We start from the raw sequence: 17377 nt of genomic DNA on the forward strand, positions 1-17377 counted from the left end.
GTATGAGTTCTTGCGTTATTTTCGATACGGGTTAACACACTGCTGAACATGGCAAACTCATCCTTCGTTATACCTTCCAATATTTTGGCCAAAGCAGCGGGGTCCTTATCCGTAAATGTGCAGGGTCTTTTTGCGAAATGCCTTCATTTTCTTACGTCGGCTTTCAATACGGTCCACTTTCGAATCAGCAGTCACGTTGTAGTTAGCATAGTAAAAAAAGGACGTCCTGTTTAGGAACGTCCATCTTTGTAGTCTAGCCATAAATGTATGTAGATTCACATAGACGTGGCCGAACATGAAGAGTTTTCAACTTGAAAATCTAAAATTTGGGTTGTTCGTTTCCCCATCATTGAAGAAGGTATCAGAGTTACTCAAAAATAGAGAAGTGCTACTCCTCAGATGGATGAGGAATAGCACTTTTTAATATACCTTATCTACTTCAGTTCTGAATCACTTGTGATAAAGGGAGACCTTAAACATTTTAGCCTACTTTCGTACGGTTACATTTAACTTGGAAGATCTGGTTTCCCCTGAAGAATTACGAAGTACAGCTTCATACTCATAGATTCCAGGTGCCCTTCCAGTGATTGCAGTAACCGCTGATTGAGCATTAGGCGTATTCGATTGCAGAGACTGTGCGTCGATCAACATACCATTTTCGTAAAGTTCGTATTCGGTTGCATTCGTTCCCCACCACAGATTCATGCTGACATTAAAATTACCATCTCCGTCCCAGTTGTCGTTTGATAGAACGGCTTGCCCCGGAGAAGCATCGGTAACAGTGACTGTCAGCGGAACACTCATCGTCGTGCCTAGTGAATTGATCAACTCTCCGGTATAAATGTAGGTGCCATTTTTCTTTCCGGTAATATCAACTTGAACAGACTGAGCGGATGGTGATTGATCGACCAGTGCTATTTCCTTGATCAATTCGCCATTCTCATACAGTTTGAACTGATTACCGTTATTACCCCACCACAAATTCATCGTGACTGTGTAGTCCCCGTCTTTGAGACCCGTGTCGTAACCGTTATTGTCAGATAGCACGGGCGTTCCAGGAGCCCCGTTCGCTAGTGGAGTTGCTTGGTTGAGCCATTCCTCCCACTTGATTAACACCTTGGCCTGCTCATCCGTAAATACGGTTCCTCTAGCTGCTTGAACATCATTACCGTAAGATGCAAGAAGTTGACGTGCTTTTGCTCCTTCATGATTGATAGCTGCCTGGTTGGCCTGCCCTAATGTGTTCGCAAGCTGCTCAGCAAGAGCACTTGCATTAGGATCGATCGATTCATTCGCAAAGGAGTTAGTCAGATGAATCAGGCTATCGAATGTAGCAATAACGCCAAAGCTATATTCTACCGTCTGTTCCCAACCAGCCAAATCGGAGACTGTTGCCGTCACCTTGTTCAGGCCGGGTTCCAGTGTATAAGCCGGAGTGTCCAGGAGCACACCCGTCGGTTCTGCCACGCCCGATATTGAATCAGCGGCTGTATAGCCAATTTCCACGTGCTGATCAATGGTGTATTCGGTTTGACCTTGAATTTCAATGGTTGGTGGTACGAGATCTATAGACAGGGTCAGAGACTGTTCACTCTCTTGATTACCATCCACATCGACGCTCCAGTAGGTGATGGTGTGTGTACCTTCTTCACTTAGTGTCAACTGTGTGCCACTCACCTTTTCGCCACCATTGATTTGATAATAGGTCCCTTCGATCTCGGAATCTTCATCATTTGCTGTAAAGGTTACTTGTACTGGAGAAGTATACCACCCTTCATGCTCATCACCTTCAACGGATACCGTGGTATGGGGTGCTGTCTGTTCCGGTGATTCCCCATCCAGTGTGACAAAGGCTGAAAGCGGTATATTCAATTCTTTCACAAGACGTGCCACAAGTTCAGATACCTTGATGGCACCGTTCATCTGCAAATGTGTATTGTCTTCCGTTGTTCCTACCCACATGAAAATCGATTTGGTTCCTTCCGTGCCAAGCTCCTGGAAATACTCCCAGCTTGCCTGGTTCAGATCGATGATGATCGTTTCCGTCTCGTCCGCCGTTTCTTTCATCGCCTTAACATATTCCGGGAAGCTTTTGTTCAGGGTCTCTCCAGTAAAATCACGACGGTTCACTGGTGTGACCAGAACCGGAATCGCACCTCTTTGCCGAGCTCCATCAATGTATTCTTTCAAGTATACCTTGAATTGCTCAGGCGTAAGATAACGCTCCGGGCGGGACGGTGTGGAATCGTTATGAGACCACTGCATGAACAGATAATCACCTTCATGAATGTCGAGCAGTAGATCGTTGAGATATCCACCGACCAGGAAGGTTTTGCTGCTGAGACCCCCGACTGCCCGGTTATCAATGCTGACTTCATTTTGATCAAAATATCCGCCCAGCGTTTCGCCCCAGCCTGCTTGTGGACGATAGTTCTCCGCGTAATTGGCAACGGTGGAATCGCTAGCCAAATAAATGACAGGCTTATCGCCCGCGCCGTTTTCAGGCAGACGCTCAATCTTCAGTCCATTAATCTTCGGTGTATTTCCAGCGAAGTCAAAGTTAAACACTCCGTCAATCAGAGCAATGTCAGTTGTGATTTCTTTAAAATCGCCCTTGGCAATGGTTGTAAGCGGCAGCTTCGTCATCTGCTCCGCGACGACACTTGCGCTTGTCGATTCCTCCGCATCCCCAACGGTCATCGTTACCCGGTAATTGGCTGGTTCCATTTCCACCAGGAAGGAAGTTCCGTTTACCCGCGTGAAATCCTCCTTGAGCGCATCTCCGGTTTCCCGGTTCACATCTTCGGTCAGCGCAGTATCGACAAAGCCATATCCATTTCCTTCGATGTACGCTCGCTTGGCATCTACCTTGATATATCCATCAGCAGTGCTGCCAGAACCAAAATCAAACTTGTATTCACTTACCTCTTCAGCCGTCTCTTTGGTCAATGAACCCTTGGCGACATTTAACATGTTAAATGCGTGGTCAACCTGGGCCTGAGTGGCTTCTGTATTGAATATGGCTTCCGCAGCTGCCAAAGCCCGATTCACCACTGCTTTCGATGCTTCTGTATATTCCGACAGATCCAGTGCTTTGATCTCATCATACAGAGCAATCAAAGCCGTTTGATCGCCGCCCTCTGAAGGGAGCTGAGTACCTTCAATTCGTACGTTATCGATCTGAGTCGTCCAGTTCAGCGTGCCTCCACCGCCTTTTCTCGTACCCAAGAACCTAAGGGCTCTGACGTTGTCCGCGTAAGCACCGGAACTCATCTGAATAGATTCGATCGTCTGTGTAACTGTTGGATCCGCTAGGTTCGTTAACGTCAGATCCAGCTTTTTCTTGGCGAAATTAACGGTTGCATCCACATTGACCCACTGGTTCTTGGAGATCTCTGTAGCCGTTCCCCCTTCAGGTATGGCTGTATCGCCTGTGCCGTAGTCCGGATTATATGCACCGACGTAATAATGAATTTTGGAACTTCCGGTTTTCGTATACAGTGTGAAAAGCGCATTTTCGTTAGAATCCATGATGGTAAGATGCCCCTCTGACGGATAGGCACTTACGTTGCCCGATTGCCAATCAAACTTCACGTTTACCTGATCGCCGTTTACGGCATCGAACATACGGAACACTTTAGCTCGATGTCCTGATCCAGATCCCGTGACGGACAGCACTTTATTTCCGCTTTGTTCTACAACCGTTCCCGTCATGGTTCCACCAATACCCGTAGCATTAACCATCGCATACTGGTAGCCTGCAGCGTCGCCTTCAAAATCCTCTTCGTAGAGCTGAATTTCCGGCTCCGGTTCCGGCTCGGACATATCCGGGTCGATAACCAGAGAAGAAATACTCAACTCCATGTCTTTGACTGCGCCTGCAACCAGTCCGGCAATTTTCTGCGCGCCATAACGACTGAAGTGGGTATTATCGTTGATTCCATTCGGGTATTTCGGATATTCACCCGGATTAGCGTAAAGGAACACTTTCTCCGTTGCAGCATTACCGATTTTGTCGTAGTACGCAATGCTCAGCTTGCTGAGATCAATCAGCGGCACGTCAAGTTCCTCCGCCACCTCTTTGGCAGCCTGCACATACGCCGGGAAGCTGACGTTGAATTCCTGAGTTACCGTGTTGAAATCTCTGCGTCCAACCGGAGTAAGCAATACCGGTGTTGCACCGCGCTGTTTGGCTCCGTTTACATATCTGGCCAGGTATATCTTATAATCTTCAGGTGATGCATAACGGTCCGGTATACCTGCACTGGCATCATTATGACCGAAGGAAATGAAGAAGAAGTCTCCCGGCTTGATTCGCTGCAGGATCGTATCCAGACGACCGTCTACCATAAACGATTTGCTGCTACGGCCGCCGATTGCGTCGTTCACGATCACTGCCCCACTTGAGAAATAACGACCGAATTGCTGACCCCACCCTTCTTGTGGTGCCTGCATCTCACTGTAAGATTGCATGGTTGAATCACCGGCCATATAGATCGTCGTTGCCGCACCGGCCGATTTATCCGGATATTTCTCTATGATAATGTCTTGGATGTCTATGGCTGTACCCGTGAAGAGGAAATCAAGTTGACCATCCACCAGGGCAATGTCATAGGAATACTCCAGCGGTTCTCCCGCTTTTACATTGGTCATAGCTAGCTTCTGGACATATTCGGATTTGACGCCGACGTTGGAGTCACGCGCGTCATTGCCCAGTCGCAATGTCACCTTATAGTTGGCATTCGGCAGGTCAACAGCAAATGTCGTTCCTGTCTCCACGGAAACCTGGTCTGCCCCTACCGTAACACCACTTGTTTCTATGAAGCCGTATCCCGGATCTTGTGCGTAAAGCGTATCCTGTACTGCAGTATTTCCTGACGCTGTCTCTGTACCGAAGTCAAAACGATAGACAGACTCCAGCATTTTTGCTTCACGCGTCAGTGACAGATCCGCTTTAGGGAATGCTGTAGCTTCCGCTCCAAGATAGAAGCCGGTATGAGGCGGCTGGTTGTAGGCAACATTTTGCCAGGCAACGCCAAGTCGGTACACAGGGTCCTGCATCAGCGTAGGGATGCGATAATCCGAAGGAATGGTCGTCGTATAGAGACGATATTCCGAACTATCTTCGCTTCGCAGTAGAATTTCCTCACGCCAATCGCCCAGAATATCCGCCTGTAGCGCCGGATTACCTTTGGTATGATTATTCGTTAATGCACCGGTCGCCCGAAAGATTTCATCCAGCTTTTTGTTCTCGTAATCCCATTTGTAAATGAGTGGAATTCCTTTGGCGGTACTGTTATCCCACTGATGGTCAAACAGCTCTCGTTGAAGATCTCCATCCCACCAGATGGCGAAGTTGGCAGTTTTGGGTCCTTCATCCACAGTGTAGATTGCCTCTCCTGCAGCCGAATAGGTATTGGTTACAGGTACACTTTGACCGTTGGTAACGGTCGTGGCCCATGATTCGTAGCCAGGATAGTTCGGATCAATGTCTGCGGACATCCCGCGACCGGTGTCAAAACCTGTTTTCTCACCCCAGAGAATTTCACCAGTTGCCGCATCGCGCATTTCCAATCCGTAGGCCGCATCTGAATGCTCGTGCACGCTTACCACCTGGTAGCCATCCCGGTTCGGATCGAGCTGGCCGGCGTGCATGGCATCACCGTGTCCAAGTCCGGTACTGTACATCAAGCTGCCGTCATCATCTATGGCCAGGGCGCCAAACATGATCTCGTCCTTGCCGTCATTGTCAGCATCCAGCACACTCAGATTATGGTTGCCCTGTGACTGATATTGTGATCCTGCTTCGTTGGTGTCGAACGTCCAACGCTTGACGAGTTCCCCGCCAACATAATCATAAGCAACAAGCACTGTGCGGGTGTAATAACCGCGGCTCATCACGACACTCGGTTTCGTGCCGTCCAGATACGCAATCGCGCCAAGGAAACGGTCTACACGGTTACCATAGCCGTCACCCCAATCACTGACGTTTCCTCTTGGGGGATCATAATTAACGGTCGATATAGCCGCGCCAGTCTCACCGTCAAAAAGTGTGAGATATTCCGGTCCTGACAGTATGTATCCGCCGTCGTTGCGATAATCCTTCGTGGCATCACCAATGACCGTGCCTTGTCCGTCTTTTGTGCCATCAGCTGTTTTCACAACAACTTCGGCTTTTCCGTTGCCATCCAGATCGTATACCATAAGTTGCGTATAATGGGCTCCAGCACGGATGTTGACTCCAAGGTCAATCCTCCACAACTTCGTGCCGTCCAGTTTAATGGCATCGATATAGACATTGCCGGTGTAACCTGCCTGCGAATTGTCCTTGGAATTGCTCGGACTCCATAGGAAGACGATCTCATATTCGCCATCACCGTCCAAGTCCGCAACCGAAGCGTCGCCCGCATAATAAGAGTAAGTTCCACCGTCCTTGGTCCGGCCGTCGGCCGGCTTATCAAGTGGAATAGGCAGATAATCGTTATGCCAGACCGATACAACCTCTGGCTGCATCTGCTCCTTGCCCGCAATGATGGTGGATATCTGATATTGCGAGCTGTCGAAGCCAGTTGTATCCACATAGTTCGTCACGTCGCTGATCGGTGACGCGTTCACTTTGGTTCCATTTTTGTATATATTGAAAGCGATCTCATCAGGGTCATTGTTCAAATATCTCCAGCTTAAAAAAACGCCGTTGTCTACAAGAACCGCAACGAGACTCCGGTTAAGATATTCTCCCTGGCGGCCCGTCAGGATGTCGGATGACTCTGCACGTGCCGGAGCCGGAGGTACAGCCAATGAAATAACCATAAGGAATGCTAGAAAAGATACAAATATTGATTTCTGGATGGAAACAGTTCTTCGGTCCATTGGATTAGCTCCTCCTTTATCCAAAAATTCATTTTAGAATCTGGGGATAGAAGTCTTTTTGTTTTAAGACATCCCCAGGAATTCAGATCAATCTGCCCTGCTTGATGTTGTTATTCGATGCACTTGTGCAGCACGAATCCTTTGATGCAGGAAAACTTCGTTCAAAAACAAAAGGAACACTAACAATAGTCACCCCCTTTTTATGTTACCGCTTACATTTATCTTACAGGTGTAAAAAAAGGCAGACAATCTAAAAAATGTGACGTATTATATAAGAAAATTGACTTTTTTAGGCAGGGGATGAAAGTATGGTCCATACGGTCTCTTATGCTTTTCGTAACGACGATACATCAATCATGACACTGGACTCTATAGGATGGCAGATCGTCTCCAGCGAGGAATATCGCTGTCCAAGTGACGATAGACCGGACCCCGGGCACGTTGTTTTTCAATACACCCTTAATGGACAGGGCTATCTGGATATTGATAATCAAACCCTTCCCTTACCTAAGGGACATGCACTACTCGTTAAAATCTCTGGAGAGCATTGCTATTACTATAAACAAGAGAATAATGAACCTTGGGAATTTATCTGGATCAACATTCGTGGGGATGAAGCGAACCGAATCTGGGATATGATTCATGATAACGAAGGACATGTCATTCAACGAAACGCGGATTCTCCCTTGATTCAGGAGTTATGGCAAATCATCCATTTGATTCATCAGGAGAAAGTAACGGACAAGTATCGCTTGTCCATGCAAGTCTATCAGTGGCTGCTTATCTTGGTTCAGACAAGTCGGGATGCGGAGAGAGATATCGGCGTCCTATCGATCACCACGATTGAGAAATGCAAAAAGTTCATTCGAGAGAATTATGCTTCCCCGTTGACACTGGATGTGCTGGCCAGCCATTGTGATATCAATAAACATTACTTGTGCAGATTATTTCAGAAATCAGAAAAAACTTCTCCTCTAGCCTATCTCAAAGACAGACGGATTGAGGTCGCAATCCGACTTCTCCGCACGACCGAGCTTCCAATTTTCCAAATCGGCCAACAATGCGGCTTTGAGAGTCCCAGCTATTTTGGCAAAGTTTTCAGGCAATATATGTCCATGTCACCCAAAGAATATCGCTTGAATAAATTAGCGTTTCCTTACGAGGCTATCTATTATGAGTAGCCAACTTTCCACTCCACTGCGGCATTCGAGGGCAAGAAATTTGTGCAGATAGCAAAAAAGCCACCATAACAGCGACTTTCGAAGGAACTCTGTTAACCATTTAAAGAATTACATCTGTCTGAATGTTGCCGTTGGAATGACCACCTTCCTCCAATGTGGTGGAAGCTCGTAGTTCTTGAGATGTTGATATGCAGTGACTTTAACCTCGCCGGAATTGTCTATATGGAATGTAATCAGATCCTGACCAACACTTAAGTGGGGACCAACGTACGGTTCAACCGTGACACGGACAATAATGTGTGAATCATGGTACTCTAACTTTAAATCATACCCGCCTAGAAAAGGAGCAAACGTAGGCTTCTCATTCAATCGATCTTTATAAAGGGTAAGTTGTTCTTCTATTTTTGGACTTAAAAGAGTTAGAATCAGTCTTTGGTCCTTACAATTTGTATCTGTTTCAGAGTAGGCTTTGGTGGGTTCCAAAATAAGCATTATACAGAGAAGCGAAACAAGTAATACAAGTAATCTTCTTATTACTCTTCCAAACAAGGACACACCTCCGGTTAGAGATTGCGCACTCCAACATTGCATCAATCTCCCTTTACTTCGATATCACTCGGAATTAATTCATACAAGGCACGAACGTCACAACCGATAGAGTCGGCGATCGATATGGCAATTTTGAGTGGCATTACTCTTTTGTTTTCCATAAAGTCGTAAACTCGTTCCGGTTTAAAAAGCAATTCCTTTGCCAGCCACTCTGCTGACTTTCCGGCTTCCATCAAGCGTTCATTCAGTAAGCAGTGCCCTAGTTCGAATTTCAAGAAACGATAACCTCCTGTGTAACATTATATTTTAACCTTATGCGTCTTCGTTTGTCAATATGGGTGTTTCCTTACTAGTGGCTCCACTTGGAGCCCGACAGATACAGTCCAAATTAAAATCAATGAAACAACCTGTTTGAACAAAGAGCACCCCCCAGCGTTTTTGTAGTATTGTACCCTTCGTTGATTTCAACTATCCCGTTCGTTAGCATATTGAATTTTGTTATTCTTCCACAACAAAAAAATGTCTAATGAACGAGTTAATCACTCATTCACTAGACACTTCAACTTTCTCTTTACTACATATCAGCTCTATAACGTAGTAGTGGAAACTTTATGGCCTCTGTGAATCTAAAGCTTTTGAAGTGGTGATCCAGATGGACACCATGAGGATCAGTTCAAATATATTGGTTACAGCTGTGCTTGCTACAGGTATTTGTAGCCCTTGACCTATAAATAATAGCAAGGTTCCAACAAACAGCCATACCCATTTTTGTTTTACTAGAACGATTACACCTATTAACAACAGCAGAAAACCAACGATGATCACCATGAATGGCGGACCTGCAAGACTCTCTGATGTATACCTCAAAACCCCATACTCTTCTATCGGTATAAGACTTTTTACTTCCTGTAATGTTGAACTTACAATTTGGTAAATGATTAAGCCCACTGTTATTAACCACGCCGTAATATGTGTAATGATGTGTTGTGAAAACTTGACTTGTGAGCTGCGCAGGATGTAGTAGCCTACAAGTATTAACGTCGGAGTTGCAAAGGCATGAAGCCAAAATCGAACACCGCTAAGTCCCTTAAGCAGCTCTCCTTCACCGATGAAGCGACCTGCTGCAATAATTCCGTTATCGTACGCGAGACTGAACAATACAAAAATCTGAAAGATGGCGTAATTGAGCCATTGTCTTTTTCCAGATAATTGAGCAGCAATCCTGACAACAAGAAACAAATAAATTAGTGCCAGTGCCGAATAAATGACAAAATCCAAAAAGAATCACCTTCCCTTATACTTTTTTGTGTAGCAGCTTACATTTATCAGAATAGTCAATTCCCCCGTTATTAACCCACAATCATCAACCTGATTGAATTAAGTTAGTCAGCCCCAAATTTTTATAAGCCTTAAATGATTTTGATAACGTTTGGAAAGATCATTCCAATCCTGATACACATGTTTGTTATCCTGGCTGTTGTTATAGTTGTGCATTCGTCTTGCTATATTACGTCTATGTACAGTATAAAAAGAACCGTTAAGTTCTTTCTACCTCAGCAGCTCATGTCAATTAATGATTAATATGTACCCTTCCTGCCCGTCGGTTAAACGAAAGCAGCCGATCTAGCATTCTAACAAGCACTGCACCCTTTTCTTTCTCAACTAGCGAGAAAAACAGCTGACACCTTCGAACCTTACAGTCCAAAGTATCAGCTGTTTAAATGTTGCTATTCCATCTGTCGTGACTATTATTCCTTGGCAGAGGATTCTGTATCCCCAGTGGAAGCTGCAGGAGCATCAGAGCTTTCATCCGCTGGATCAAGTGTGTTAACAATCGTAGCCTTGGAGCGCAATTCACTCATCCAATTCGTACTGAGCTCACCGACTTGCTGCTCCACCAGTATGTTACGAATATCTTCTTTTTTGTCTTCCTCAGTCGGATTGGTTGCCTCTTTATAATCTGTCCTCTTGATAATGTGGTAACCATAATCGGACTTAATTGGGTCGCTAATCTCATCGTTTTTCATGGAGAAAGCTGCTTTCTCAAATGCTTCTACCATTTCACCTTCTCCGAAAAATCCAAGATCCCCGCCATTCGCTGCAGATCCTGTATCTGTGGATTTTTCTTTTGCCAGGGTAGCAAAATCTGCTCCCTCATCCAATTGTTTTTTGATATCATCCGCTTCTTCTTTTGTCTTCACAAGGATATGAGATGCTCTCACCTGCTCCGGAGTGGCGAATGTTGCTTTGTTCGCCTCATAATAGGCACTGATATCTTCATCTTTTACAGTGGTTTGTGGTTCAAGAATTTTACGGATTTTCACTTGGACTTCTGTATTTTTCTTGAGTGAATCCATGGTCATGCCAGATTGAGAAAGTGCCGAGTTAAGCCCTTCTTCACCGCCATATTGGGTTTTTAGAGTCTCAATCTCTGCATTCACATCCTGTTCAGTAACAGACACGTTCGCTTTTGTGGCTTCCTGGTCGATCAACTTCATTGTAATCATGCTGTTTAGTGTGCTCTCGCCACCAAGCGAAACCAATTCATTATACAGCTCATCCTTAGAAATATTCGTACCATTGACCGAAGCCACAGACTCCCTGCCCCCACCAAACGGTGGATATACAAGTACAACGATAAGCGCTGCAGCTAAAACTCCCGAGATTGCCATCCAGACCACACTTTTTTTCCCTTTAACCACTTGTGGTTGCGCCTCGGATGAATGCTGTTGATTCTCTTCTTCTTGCATTTCGGGCAAAATCGTTGTTTCTTGCTCGGTTTCCCGCTCTTCGGTCAAAGAATCTTTCATTTCTTCTTCGTTGTCAGGTTGCGACGGCTTGTTGTTGTCCATTAAATTATGATCCCCCTTAGGTCTTTTCCTAAATCTACTTTTTAATTAAATATAATGTATTCGGAAAATAATACCTTAAAATAACATAAAAATTCTTAAATCCTTATTCATTTGATTCGTTTATATGTGTTATTTCGTTATGTAAATAGATATCGCCTTCTCCCACATCCACATGTGTAATTAGCTTTTAGCTCCCAAGGGGATATCTACAAATGGAAAGTATGGGTTTGGATCTACTTCTTTATATACGCGAACAAAATGGACATTAAAGGTTGGATAAGGAGCTAATTCGTTCATTGCTAACTGTTCCATTTCGAGGATTTCAGTCTCACTCAATCCCCAGTAGGTTTGCCCCAAGGTCAAATGCGGATGATACTTATCCATTTCAAAGTAGTGATCTATCAGTTCTTGTGATGGAGAAATCACGTTTACCAATCTTCGATGTAACTCAATTACTTTTCCAGTTTCAACGCTAAGAAATGCAACTTCACTTCAGAACGATCCAGGTACCGACAATGTTAATGGAAAAGTTTGAATTGAAGAGCATGTTTGTATTACCTTTTCTAACCATTGCAGATCTCCATAAAGACTTCCTTGCGCTTTTACAGTGATGTGTGGCTCTACTACATCGTTAAGATCGATCGTTACTAGACCAGCGATCACGGAATACCTCTATTTTTTCTTTGTAATCATCTGGAGGGGTAATTCCAATAAAATAGTTCATTATACAGTCACATCCTTTAGCAACCATTACGGAACATTTTCCACTTGCTCTCAACATTCTTATTTCTTCGATTATTCAGACGATCCTGCCTGTTAGTTAAATAATGTGTCACTCCCAAGCAAATTCACCGATAACTCATGCAAACATAATTAGATATAAAAATAGACCCATTCTTGTAGAATAGGCCTTACCTTATATACCTTATAACCCTCTTACTTTACTATAATCTTGAAGTAATGGGTATTTTACCAAGTATCGGCTCAACAGAATAAACTTATCTGCGTCCTGAAAAATATCCTGAATCTTTTTCAATCTTTCAAAATGCCGTTTCAGATTCTCAACATGAACACTTTTTAATTCAGGTGTCATAACTGACCAGATAATGATGAAGCTCTGTATTATAGCAGCCGATACTGTGCTCTATTAGTCTTCCTTCCCCGTCATAGGAGTTACGCAGGCGCTTGAGAACATGCATCCCCGCGGGGATCTCCAGCAGCCGGCACACCTCGGGAGGTGCTGGCTCTACAAAGAAACGGTCCCTGAAGTTTTCCAGCATAATGTCATTCTCCTCCAGTGAGTCGTACAGGGATTGAATATCTGTATTCATTTCTTGTGTACCGCCCGGCAGGGCAGCTGCAGCCAGGAAATGTATAAGATGAATATAAGGCTGACCGTTCAGAATGTAAAGCCTTTCAATCCGCTGACAATACGGACCGAAGCGGTCATATTCTTCTGTTCCTTCATCATTGGAGACTAATCGGGAGTTCAGTACTCTCTTTTCCAGTTTATGACCCTCTTCTACGAGCAGCTCTGTAAACCGCTTTCCCTTAGAGAGCTTCTGATGGGAGGTATTGCGCATCACAATCGTGCCAACACCACTTTTTTTCTGCACATATCCTTCTAGAGACAGCTCTTGAACCGCACCGCGGACCGTCATTTTACTGACGCCGAATTCCTTCTCCAGCTGTGGCTCAGAGGGGATGATGCTTCCGAGAGGATATACTCCATGCAGTATTCGGTCTTTGAGAATTTTTTGAATTTGCTGATATAAAGGACCTTGCTTGCGCTTCAAGGACACTCGCTGTTCACTACCTTTCAACATCTAAGGTATGGTCTGACAGCGCTCGGAGCACCTCACTCTCGCTAAAAAGCGCTGTATCGCCTGGAGTGGTATGGGCCAGCATCGCTGCCGCCACTGCCATATTAATCGTTTGCTGATGCGGGTATTGCTGCAATTCCCCATGGATAATGGCGCTGGCAAATACATCGCCGGCTCCGATTCGGTCATACACCGGGAAAGTCAGTTTGCCGGAAAACACAAACGTACCTTCATGACAGATATAACCTGTCAGGGAATGCGTATGGTCAGCATTAATCTCTCGTTGCGTTCCCGCTGCCGTTCTGACGCCGAAGCGCTCCAATACTTCGGGAATCACTTGCTTTAACTGTGTTATTCTATCATAATCTCCGGCCCCAATGCCAAGAATATAGCGCGCATCCTTCTCATTGATCAGTGCGATGTCCGCAAGTTCGAGCATTTCTTCATAGTGTGGACGAGCTTTGGTATAGCCATCTGTTCCCCATAACGCAGGACGGTAATTGCAATCAAAAACAACCTTCCCCCCAGCACGCTTCACTTCCACAGCAAGTTGTTTCATCTGCTCGCGAACGCCTTCATTCATTGCCAGCGTGATGCCGCATAAATGAAGAACGTCGACTTTGGCCGCAAGAGCTGGCATATCATAGTTACTTGCCGCCGCGGTATTGAAGCTGCTGCCTAGCCTGTCTGTGTAAGTGACTCTGCCGGGACGGGCTCCAAAGCCATTCTCCAGAAAGTACATCCCCAGATACTTGCCGCCACGGCTGATCAGTGAAGTATCTACTCCAAGCTTGCGCAGATAACCGATAGCTGCCTCGCCCACCGGCGTTTCCGGCAAGGTTGTTATAAGCGCCCCGGTATGGCCGTATTTAGCCAGTGCTGCCGTTACATTTACCCCGCTGCCAGAGAAAGAATACTCCAGCCTGCTGCTCTGGATCAGCGTTTCATAGCCCGGAACCTGCAAACGCATCATCACTTCGCCAAAAGCAGCGATCCTAGGCATACCGGTCCACCAGCGATTTCATCATATCGAGTAGTCTGCGAACATCCTGCACGTTCGTACTCCCCGTCTCTGGATCAATAATGGAGGAGTAGACATGCGGGATAACCTGGGGCACACCTGCCTCTAAGGCAATCTCCAATATGGCTCCGAAGTTAGCCAGATCGATTCCACCCGTAGGCTCCAATGCAAACCCAGCTTCTCCGCAGGCCTTGGCAACTGCTCGGTACTCCTCCTCCAGCTTCAGACCCTGCATGGGATAATATTTGAGCGCATTGCCACCCATGTCACGAACCAGTGCAATCGCAGCATGAACCGGAACAATGGCGTGCGGAGCGGTTCCTGAACTGACAGGCCCCGTGGAAATATCTACATAGCCGGGTTGCCCACATGGAGAAACCAGGCAGTTAATCCAACTGTCCTTAGCTCCCAAGTTCGCACGGGTTGCCCCCACTGCCGGAAAGACCTGATTGATATGGCTTCCCGGATAACTTGCTGCAATCTCCGCAACAACAGCCGCCTGGCGATTGTCTCCGGCTCCGAGCCCGATGGATACGGCATCCTGAATAGCCTGACCATATGCAGTCATGGCAATTACTGCTTCCTCCACCGTATCGTAGTTTTTCGAGAGCACACCTATCAGTACATATCCTTCTGCAGCTTCGTATACTTCCTTAGCGTTCCCGATACTGCCAGCCAGTACATTAAGTGCGGCCCTGTTCTTATACAGTCGCTGCTGAATATGACTCAATTACGCTCACCTCCCACGATTTCTTTTATTCTTGTGATAATCACCTGAAGATCATCACCTTGCAGCGGCCTTGGATCAATATCGAAATAACCCTGCTTAACGCCGTAGTCTCGAGTGTATACCGCAATTTCACCTTCACGCAGCTGGTCATTCACATCCTTCGCATCCATTCCTGCAACATTGGAATCAACCTGGATGCGTCCACGGTAGATCGCTCTGCCCGCTTCATCTTGCACGATGCGAACTGAAACACCAGAAATCTCAGCGAGCACCTGAAGAGCCTCCAGCGCTTGCTTCTCCCGTTCGCTGTTATCGGTCTTGTTCTGGTATTCCTCCAGTGCCTGAAGCAGCCCGAAGGTAGTCTCTTTACCAACCTTCATACTGCGGCCGATCCCGTGCAGCTGTACCTTCAGCCATTCGGTATATTTCTTTTTACCGGCAACAATCCCGGAGGTTGGACCCTCAATCGCTTTGGATCCGCTGTAAATCGCCAAATCTGAATAATGGACATATTTGGACAGGTCTTCTTCTGCTGCGGCATCAACAATTAGCGGAACCCCTCTGCGCTGTGCTACCTCCCAGGCCTCTTCCACAGAAATCATGTTCTTTTGGACAGCGTGGTGAGATTTGACATAGAGAATTGCCGCAGTATATTCACCGATAGCCTGTTCAATATGCTCCTGCCGGCCTTCATTGGCGTATCCCACTTCCACAACCCGGCCGCCGCCAAGAAATACCATGGTTTCAACAGGTGCTCCATATTGCACGTTATGACCTTTTAGCATAATAATTTCGTTTTTCAATATCGGCTCTTGGTGAAGACGAAGACTGAGCCGCGGATCTCCGCCGGTCACCATGGATGCCACCGACAGGGCTATGCCGCTGGACGCCGAGTTCACAACAACTGCCCCTTCCGCACCAAGCAGGTGTGCAATATATTCTCCCGATTTGTCTACAAGGTCCGCGATTTCTACGTACTGTTGGCCGCCTTGTTTCATGGCCTCCATGACCGAATCCGTTGGTGCGGAAACGCCAAGAATGCTCATTCTACCACTTGCATTTATCACACGCTTCAGTCCATATCTAGCTTGTAATGAGTAATCCATTAGCATAGACTCCTTTAACCTTAATATAGTGCTGTGCCATTCGAACATCGCCTTCCGAGTCCATCAGTTGCTTCTCACCTGCTTCCAGAGCAAACAAAGTCAGGTTCGCCTGCTGTCCCACACTAATCTGTCCGAGCTCCGGCTTGCCGAGCCATGCTGCTGCGTTGATTGTAACCGCGCGGATGACCTCTTCCAAACTGTAGCCAAGAACGAGAAACTTGGTCAGCACATTCGACATACTGTACACTGGCCCGTTCAGACGGTTGCCGCGGTAAATATCCGTACTGATTGTATTCAGTTCAATGCCAGCCACTTTGGCCTGTTCTGCAATCCGGAAGGAGAAGCTCGCTGTGCCATGTCCCACATCCAGATGAACTCCACGGGAAGCAGCATCAAGCAGTCCTTGTAGGGGTGTGCCGTCCTCATGGAACAGGTTATTGGACTTGCCATTAAGGTAATGGGTTATTACATCGCCGGGCTGTAATAGCTCCAATACTTCGGAGATTGCAGGCGGAGCGGAACCAATATGAACCATGAGCGGCAGCTTCGTTTCTTCGGACAATATGCGTGCCAGCTTGAGCGGTTCAATGCCGTTGTCTTTGACGACGCTTCCGCTTATGCGTGCCTTCAGACCAACGATAAAATCAGGATAAGCCGCCGCCGCTGCCTGGGCCTTCGCCCGGTCTATCCATTTCAGCTGTGACAGCTCATCTGTCCGTTCGAGCCCGATCCTCGAAATATTCAATAGAGCAAACACCCGCGTATCAGCCTTCAGGCTGGCAGTGTACAAGGCACCGATCCGATCTGCACCGCAGCTTCCGGCATCCACGAGCGTGGTTACTCCCTGCTTCACACCAATTTCGTCGATATCATCGCCATAGGGATCAAGCTCCGGCACAGCATGCACATGCAGATCAATCCATCCGCTAGACACATATAACCCGGAACAGTCTTGACCTCTCTTAGCTTCCTCGGCCTCGCTTGACGGTGTAATGTTGGTGATGACCCCGTCCTGAATGGCGATATCCATGATCCGCCCGTCAACAAGCTGCAAATTGCGCAGCACATTCTCTGTGCCCAATCATCCCATCTCCTTCTTCGACCCAGGTATACAGGCAAAATTCAAAATTGGATTCATTTCATGAAACCTGTACCTCCTTCTATTAAAAATAAACCTGACGTGCTACTTTATTCCAAAGATTATAATGTTATAATGTTTATGCTGACTTAAGTATACTCCAGAAC

12 protein-coding genes are annotated in these 17377 nt (G+C 46.4%); 1 reads left to right on the plus strand and 11 read right to left on the minus strand.

Annotated elements, in window-relative coordinates:
• Positions 1 to 486 precede the first annotated feature (486 nt).
• Positions 487 to 6870 (minus strand): rhamnogalacturonan lyase family protein, encoded by a 6384-nt coding sequence (locus MHB82_RS17115; RefSeq protein WP_341175386.1) that lies wholly within the window; start codon positions 6868 to 6870, stop codon positions 487 to 489.
• A gap of 308 nt (positions 6871 to 7178) precedes the next feature.
• Between MHB82_RS17115 and MHB82_RS17120 the strand changes: the two genes are divergently transcribed.
• Complete coding sequence (locus MHB82_RS17120) at positions 7179 to 8051, plus strand: AraC family transcriptional regulator (RefSeq protein ID WP_095357651.1); 873 nt, start codon at positions 7179 to 7181, stop codon at positions 8049 to 8051.
• 108 nt (positions 8052 to 8159) lie between these two features.
• Here the strand turns inward: MHB82_RS17120 and MHB82_RS17125 are convergent, their stop codons facing one another.
• The 10 genes from MHB82_RS17125 to MHB82_RS17170 form a co-directional block, all read right to left on the minus strand.
• The gene (locus MHB82_RS17125; RefSeq protein ID WP_341175387.1) at positions 8160 to 8642 is read right to left on the minus strand and encodes a DUF3888 domain-containing protein; all 483 of its coding nucleotides are present in this window, start codon (positions 8640 to 8642) and stop codon (positions 8160 to 8162) included.
• A complete protein-coding gene (locus MHB82_RS17130) occupies positions 8642 to 8875 on the minus strand; it encodes a transcriptional regulator (RefSeq protein WP_095357649.1) in 234 nt (77 codons plus the stop codon). The genes MHB82_RS17125 and MHB82_RS17130 overlap by 1 nt, the downstream gene beginning before the upstream one ends.
• A 334-nt stretch (positions 8876 to 9209) precedes the next feature.
• Positions 9210 to 9878, minus strand: coding sequence for a hypothetical protein (locus MHB82_RS17135; RefSeq protein ID WP_095357648.1), 669 nt, complete (start codon positions 9876 to 9878; stop codon positions 9210 to 9212).
• Between the two features lie 470 nt (positions 9879 to 10348).
• On the minus strand, positions 10349 to 11452 hold the full coding sequence (locus tag MHB82_RS17140) for a peptidylprolyl isomerase (RefSeq protein ID WP_341175388.1): 1104 nt from the start codon (positions 11450 to 11452) through the stop codon (positions 10349 to 10351).
• A 180-nt stretch (positions 11453 to 11632) separates the two neighbouring features.
• On the minus strand, positions 11633 to 11887 hold the full coding sequence (locus MHB82_RS17145; protein WP_445671233.1) for a hypothetical protein: 255 nt from the start codon (positions 11885 to 11887) through the stop codon (positions 11633 to 11635).
• A 647-nt stretch (positions 11888 to 12534) separates the two neighbouring features.
• A complete protein-coding gene (locus MHB82_RS17150) occupies positions 12535 to 13278 on the minus strand; it encodes a GntR family transcriptional regulator (protein ID WP_176475937.1) in 744 nt (247 codons plus the stop codon).
• The gene (locus tag MHB82_RS17155) at positions 13265 to 14278 is read right to left on the minus strand and encodes a sugar kinase (RefSeq protein WP_341175389.1); all 1014 of its coding nucleotides are present in this window, start codon (positions 14276 to 14278) and stop codon (positions 13265 to 13267) included. The genes MHB82_RS17150 and MHB82_RS17155 overlap by 14 nt, the downstream gene beginning before the upstream one ends.
• Entirely contained in the window at positions 14271 to 15026 is a 756-nt protein-coding gene (dagF, locus tag MHB82_RS17160) for a 2-dehydro-3-deoxy-phosphogluconate aldolase (RefSeq protein ID WP_341175390.1), read from the minus strand. The genes MHB82_RS17155 and dagF overlap by 8 nt, the downstream gene beginning before the upstream one ends.
• On the minus strand, positions 15023 to 16132 hold the full coding sequence (locus MHB82_RS17165; protein WP_341175391.1) for a DgaE family pyridoxal phosphate-dependent ammonia lyase: 1110 nt from the start codon (positions 16130 to 16132) through the stop codon (positions 15023 to 15025). Before MHB82_RS17165 ends, dagF begins: the two co-directional genes overlap by 4 nt.
• Positions 16110 to 17162, minus strand: coding sequence for an amidohydrolase/deacetylase family metallohydrolase (locus tag MHB82_RS17170; protein WP_341176655.1), 1053 nt, complete (start codon positions 17160 to 17162; stop codon positions 16110 to 16112). Before MHB82_RS17170 ends, MHB82_RS17165 begins: the two co-directional genes overlap by 23 nt.
• Positions 17163 to 17377 lie beyond the last annotated feature (215 nt).

This window comes from Paenibacillus sp. FSL K6-2862, from assembly GCF_038005125.1.
In the GTDB taxonomy this organism is placed as follows: Bacteria; Bacillota; Bacilli; order Paenibacillales; family Paenibacillaceae; genus Paenibacillus; species Paenibacillus illinoisensis_A.

Coding starts and splice junctions, on each gene's coding strand:
- MHB82_RS17115 (WP_341175386.1), bottom strand. CDS start 6,870: ATGGACCGAAGAACTGTTTCCATCCAGAAATCAATATTTGTATCTTTT.
- MHB82_RS17120 (WP_095357651.1), top strand. CDS start 7,179: ATGGTCCATACGGTCTCTTATGCTTTTCGTAACGACGATACATCAATC.
- MHB82_RS17125 (WP_341175387.1), bottom strand. CDS start 8,642: ATGCAATGTTGGAGTGCGCAATCTCTAACCGGAGGTGTGTCCTTGTTT.
- MHB82_RS17140 (WP_341175388.1), bottom strand. CDS start 11,452: ATGGACAACAACAAGCCGTCGCAACCTGACAACGAAGAAGAAATGAAA.
- MHB82_RS17150 (WP_176475937.1), bottom strand. CDS start 13,278: ATGTTGAAAGGTAGTGAACAGCGAGTGTCCTTGAAGCGCAAGCAAGGT.
- MHB82_RS17155 (WP_341175389.1), bottom strand. CDS start 14,278: ATGCCTAGGATCGCTGCTTTTGGCGAAGTGATGATGCGTTTGCAGGTT.
- MHB82_RS17165 (WP_341175391.1), bottom strand. CDS start 16,132: ATGGATTACTCATTACAAGCTAGATATGGACTGAAGCGTGTGATAAAT.
- MHB82_RS17170 (WP_341176655.1), bottom strand. CDS start 17,162: ATGGATATCGCCATTCAGGACGGGGTCATCACCAACATTACACCGTCA.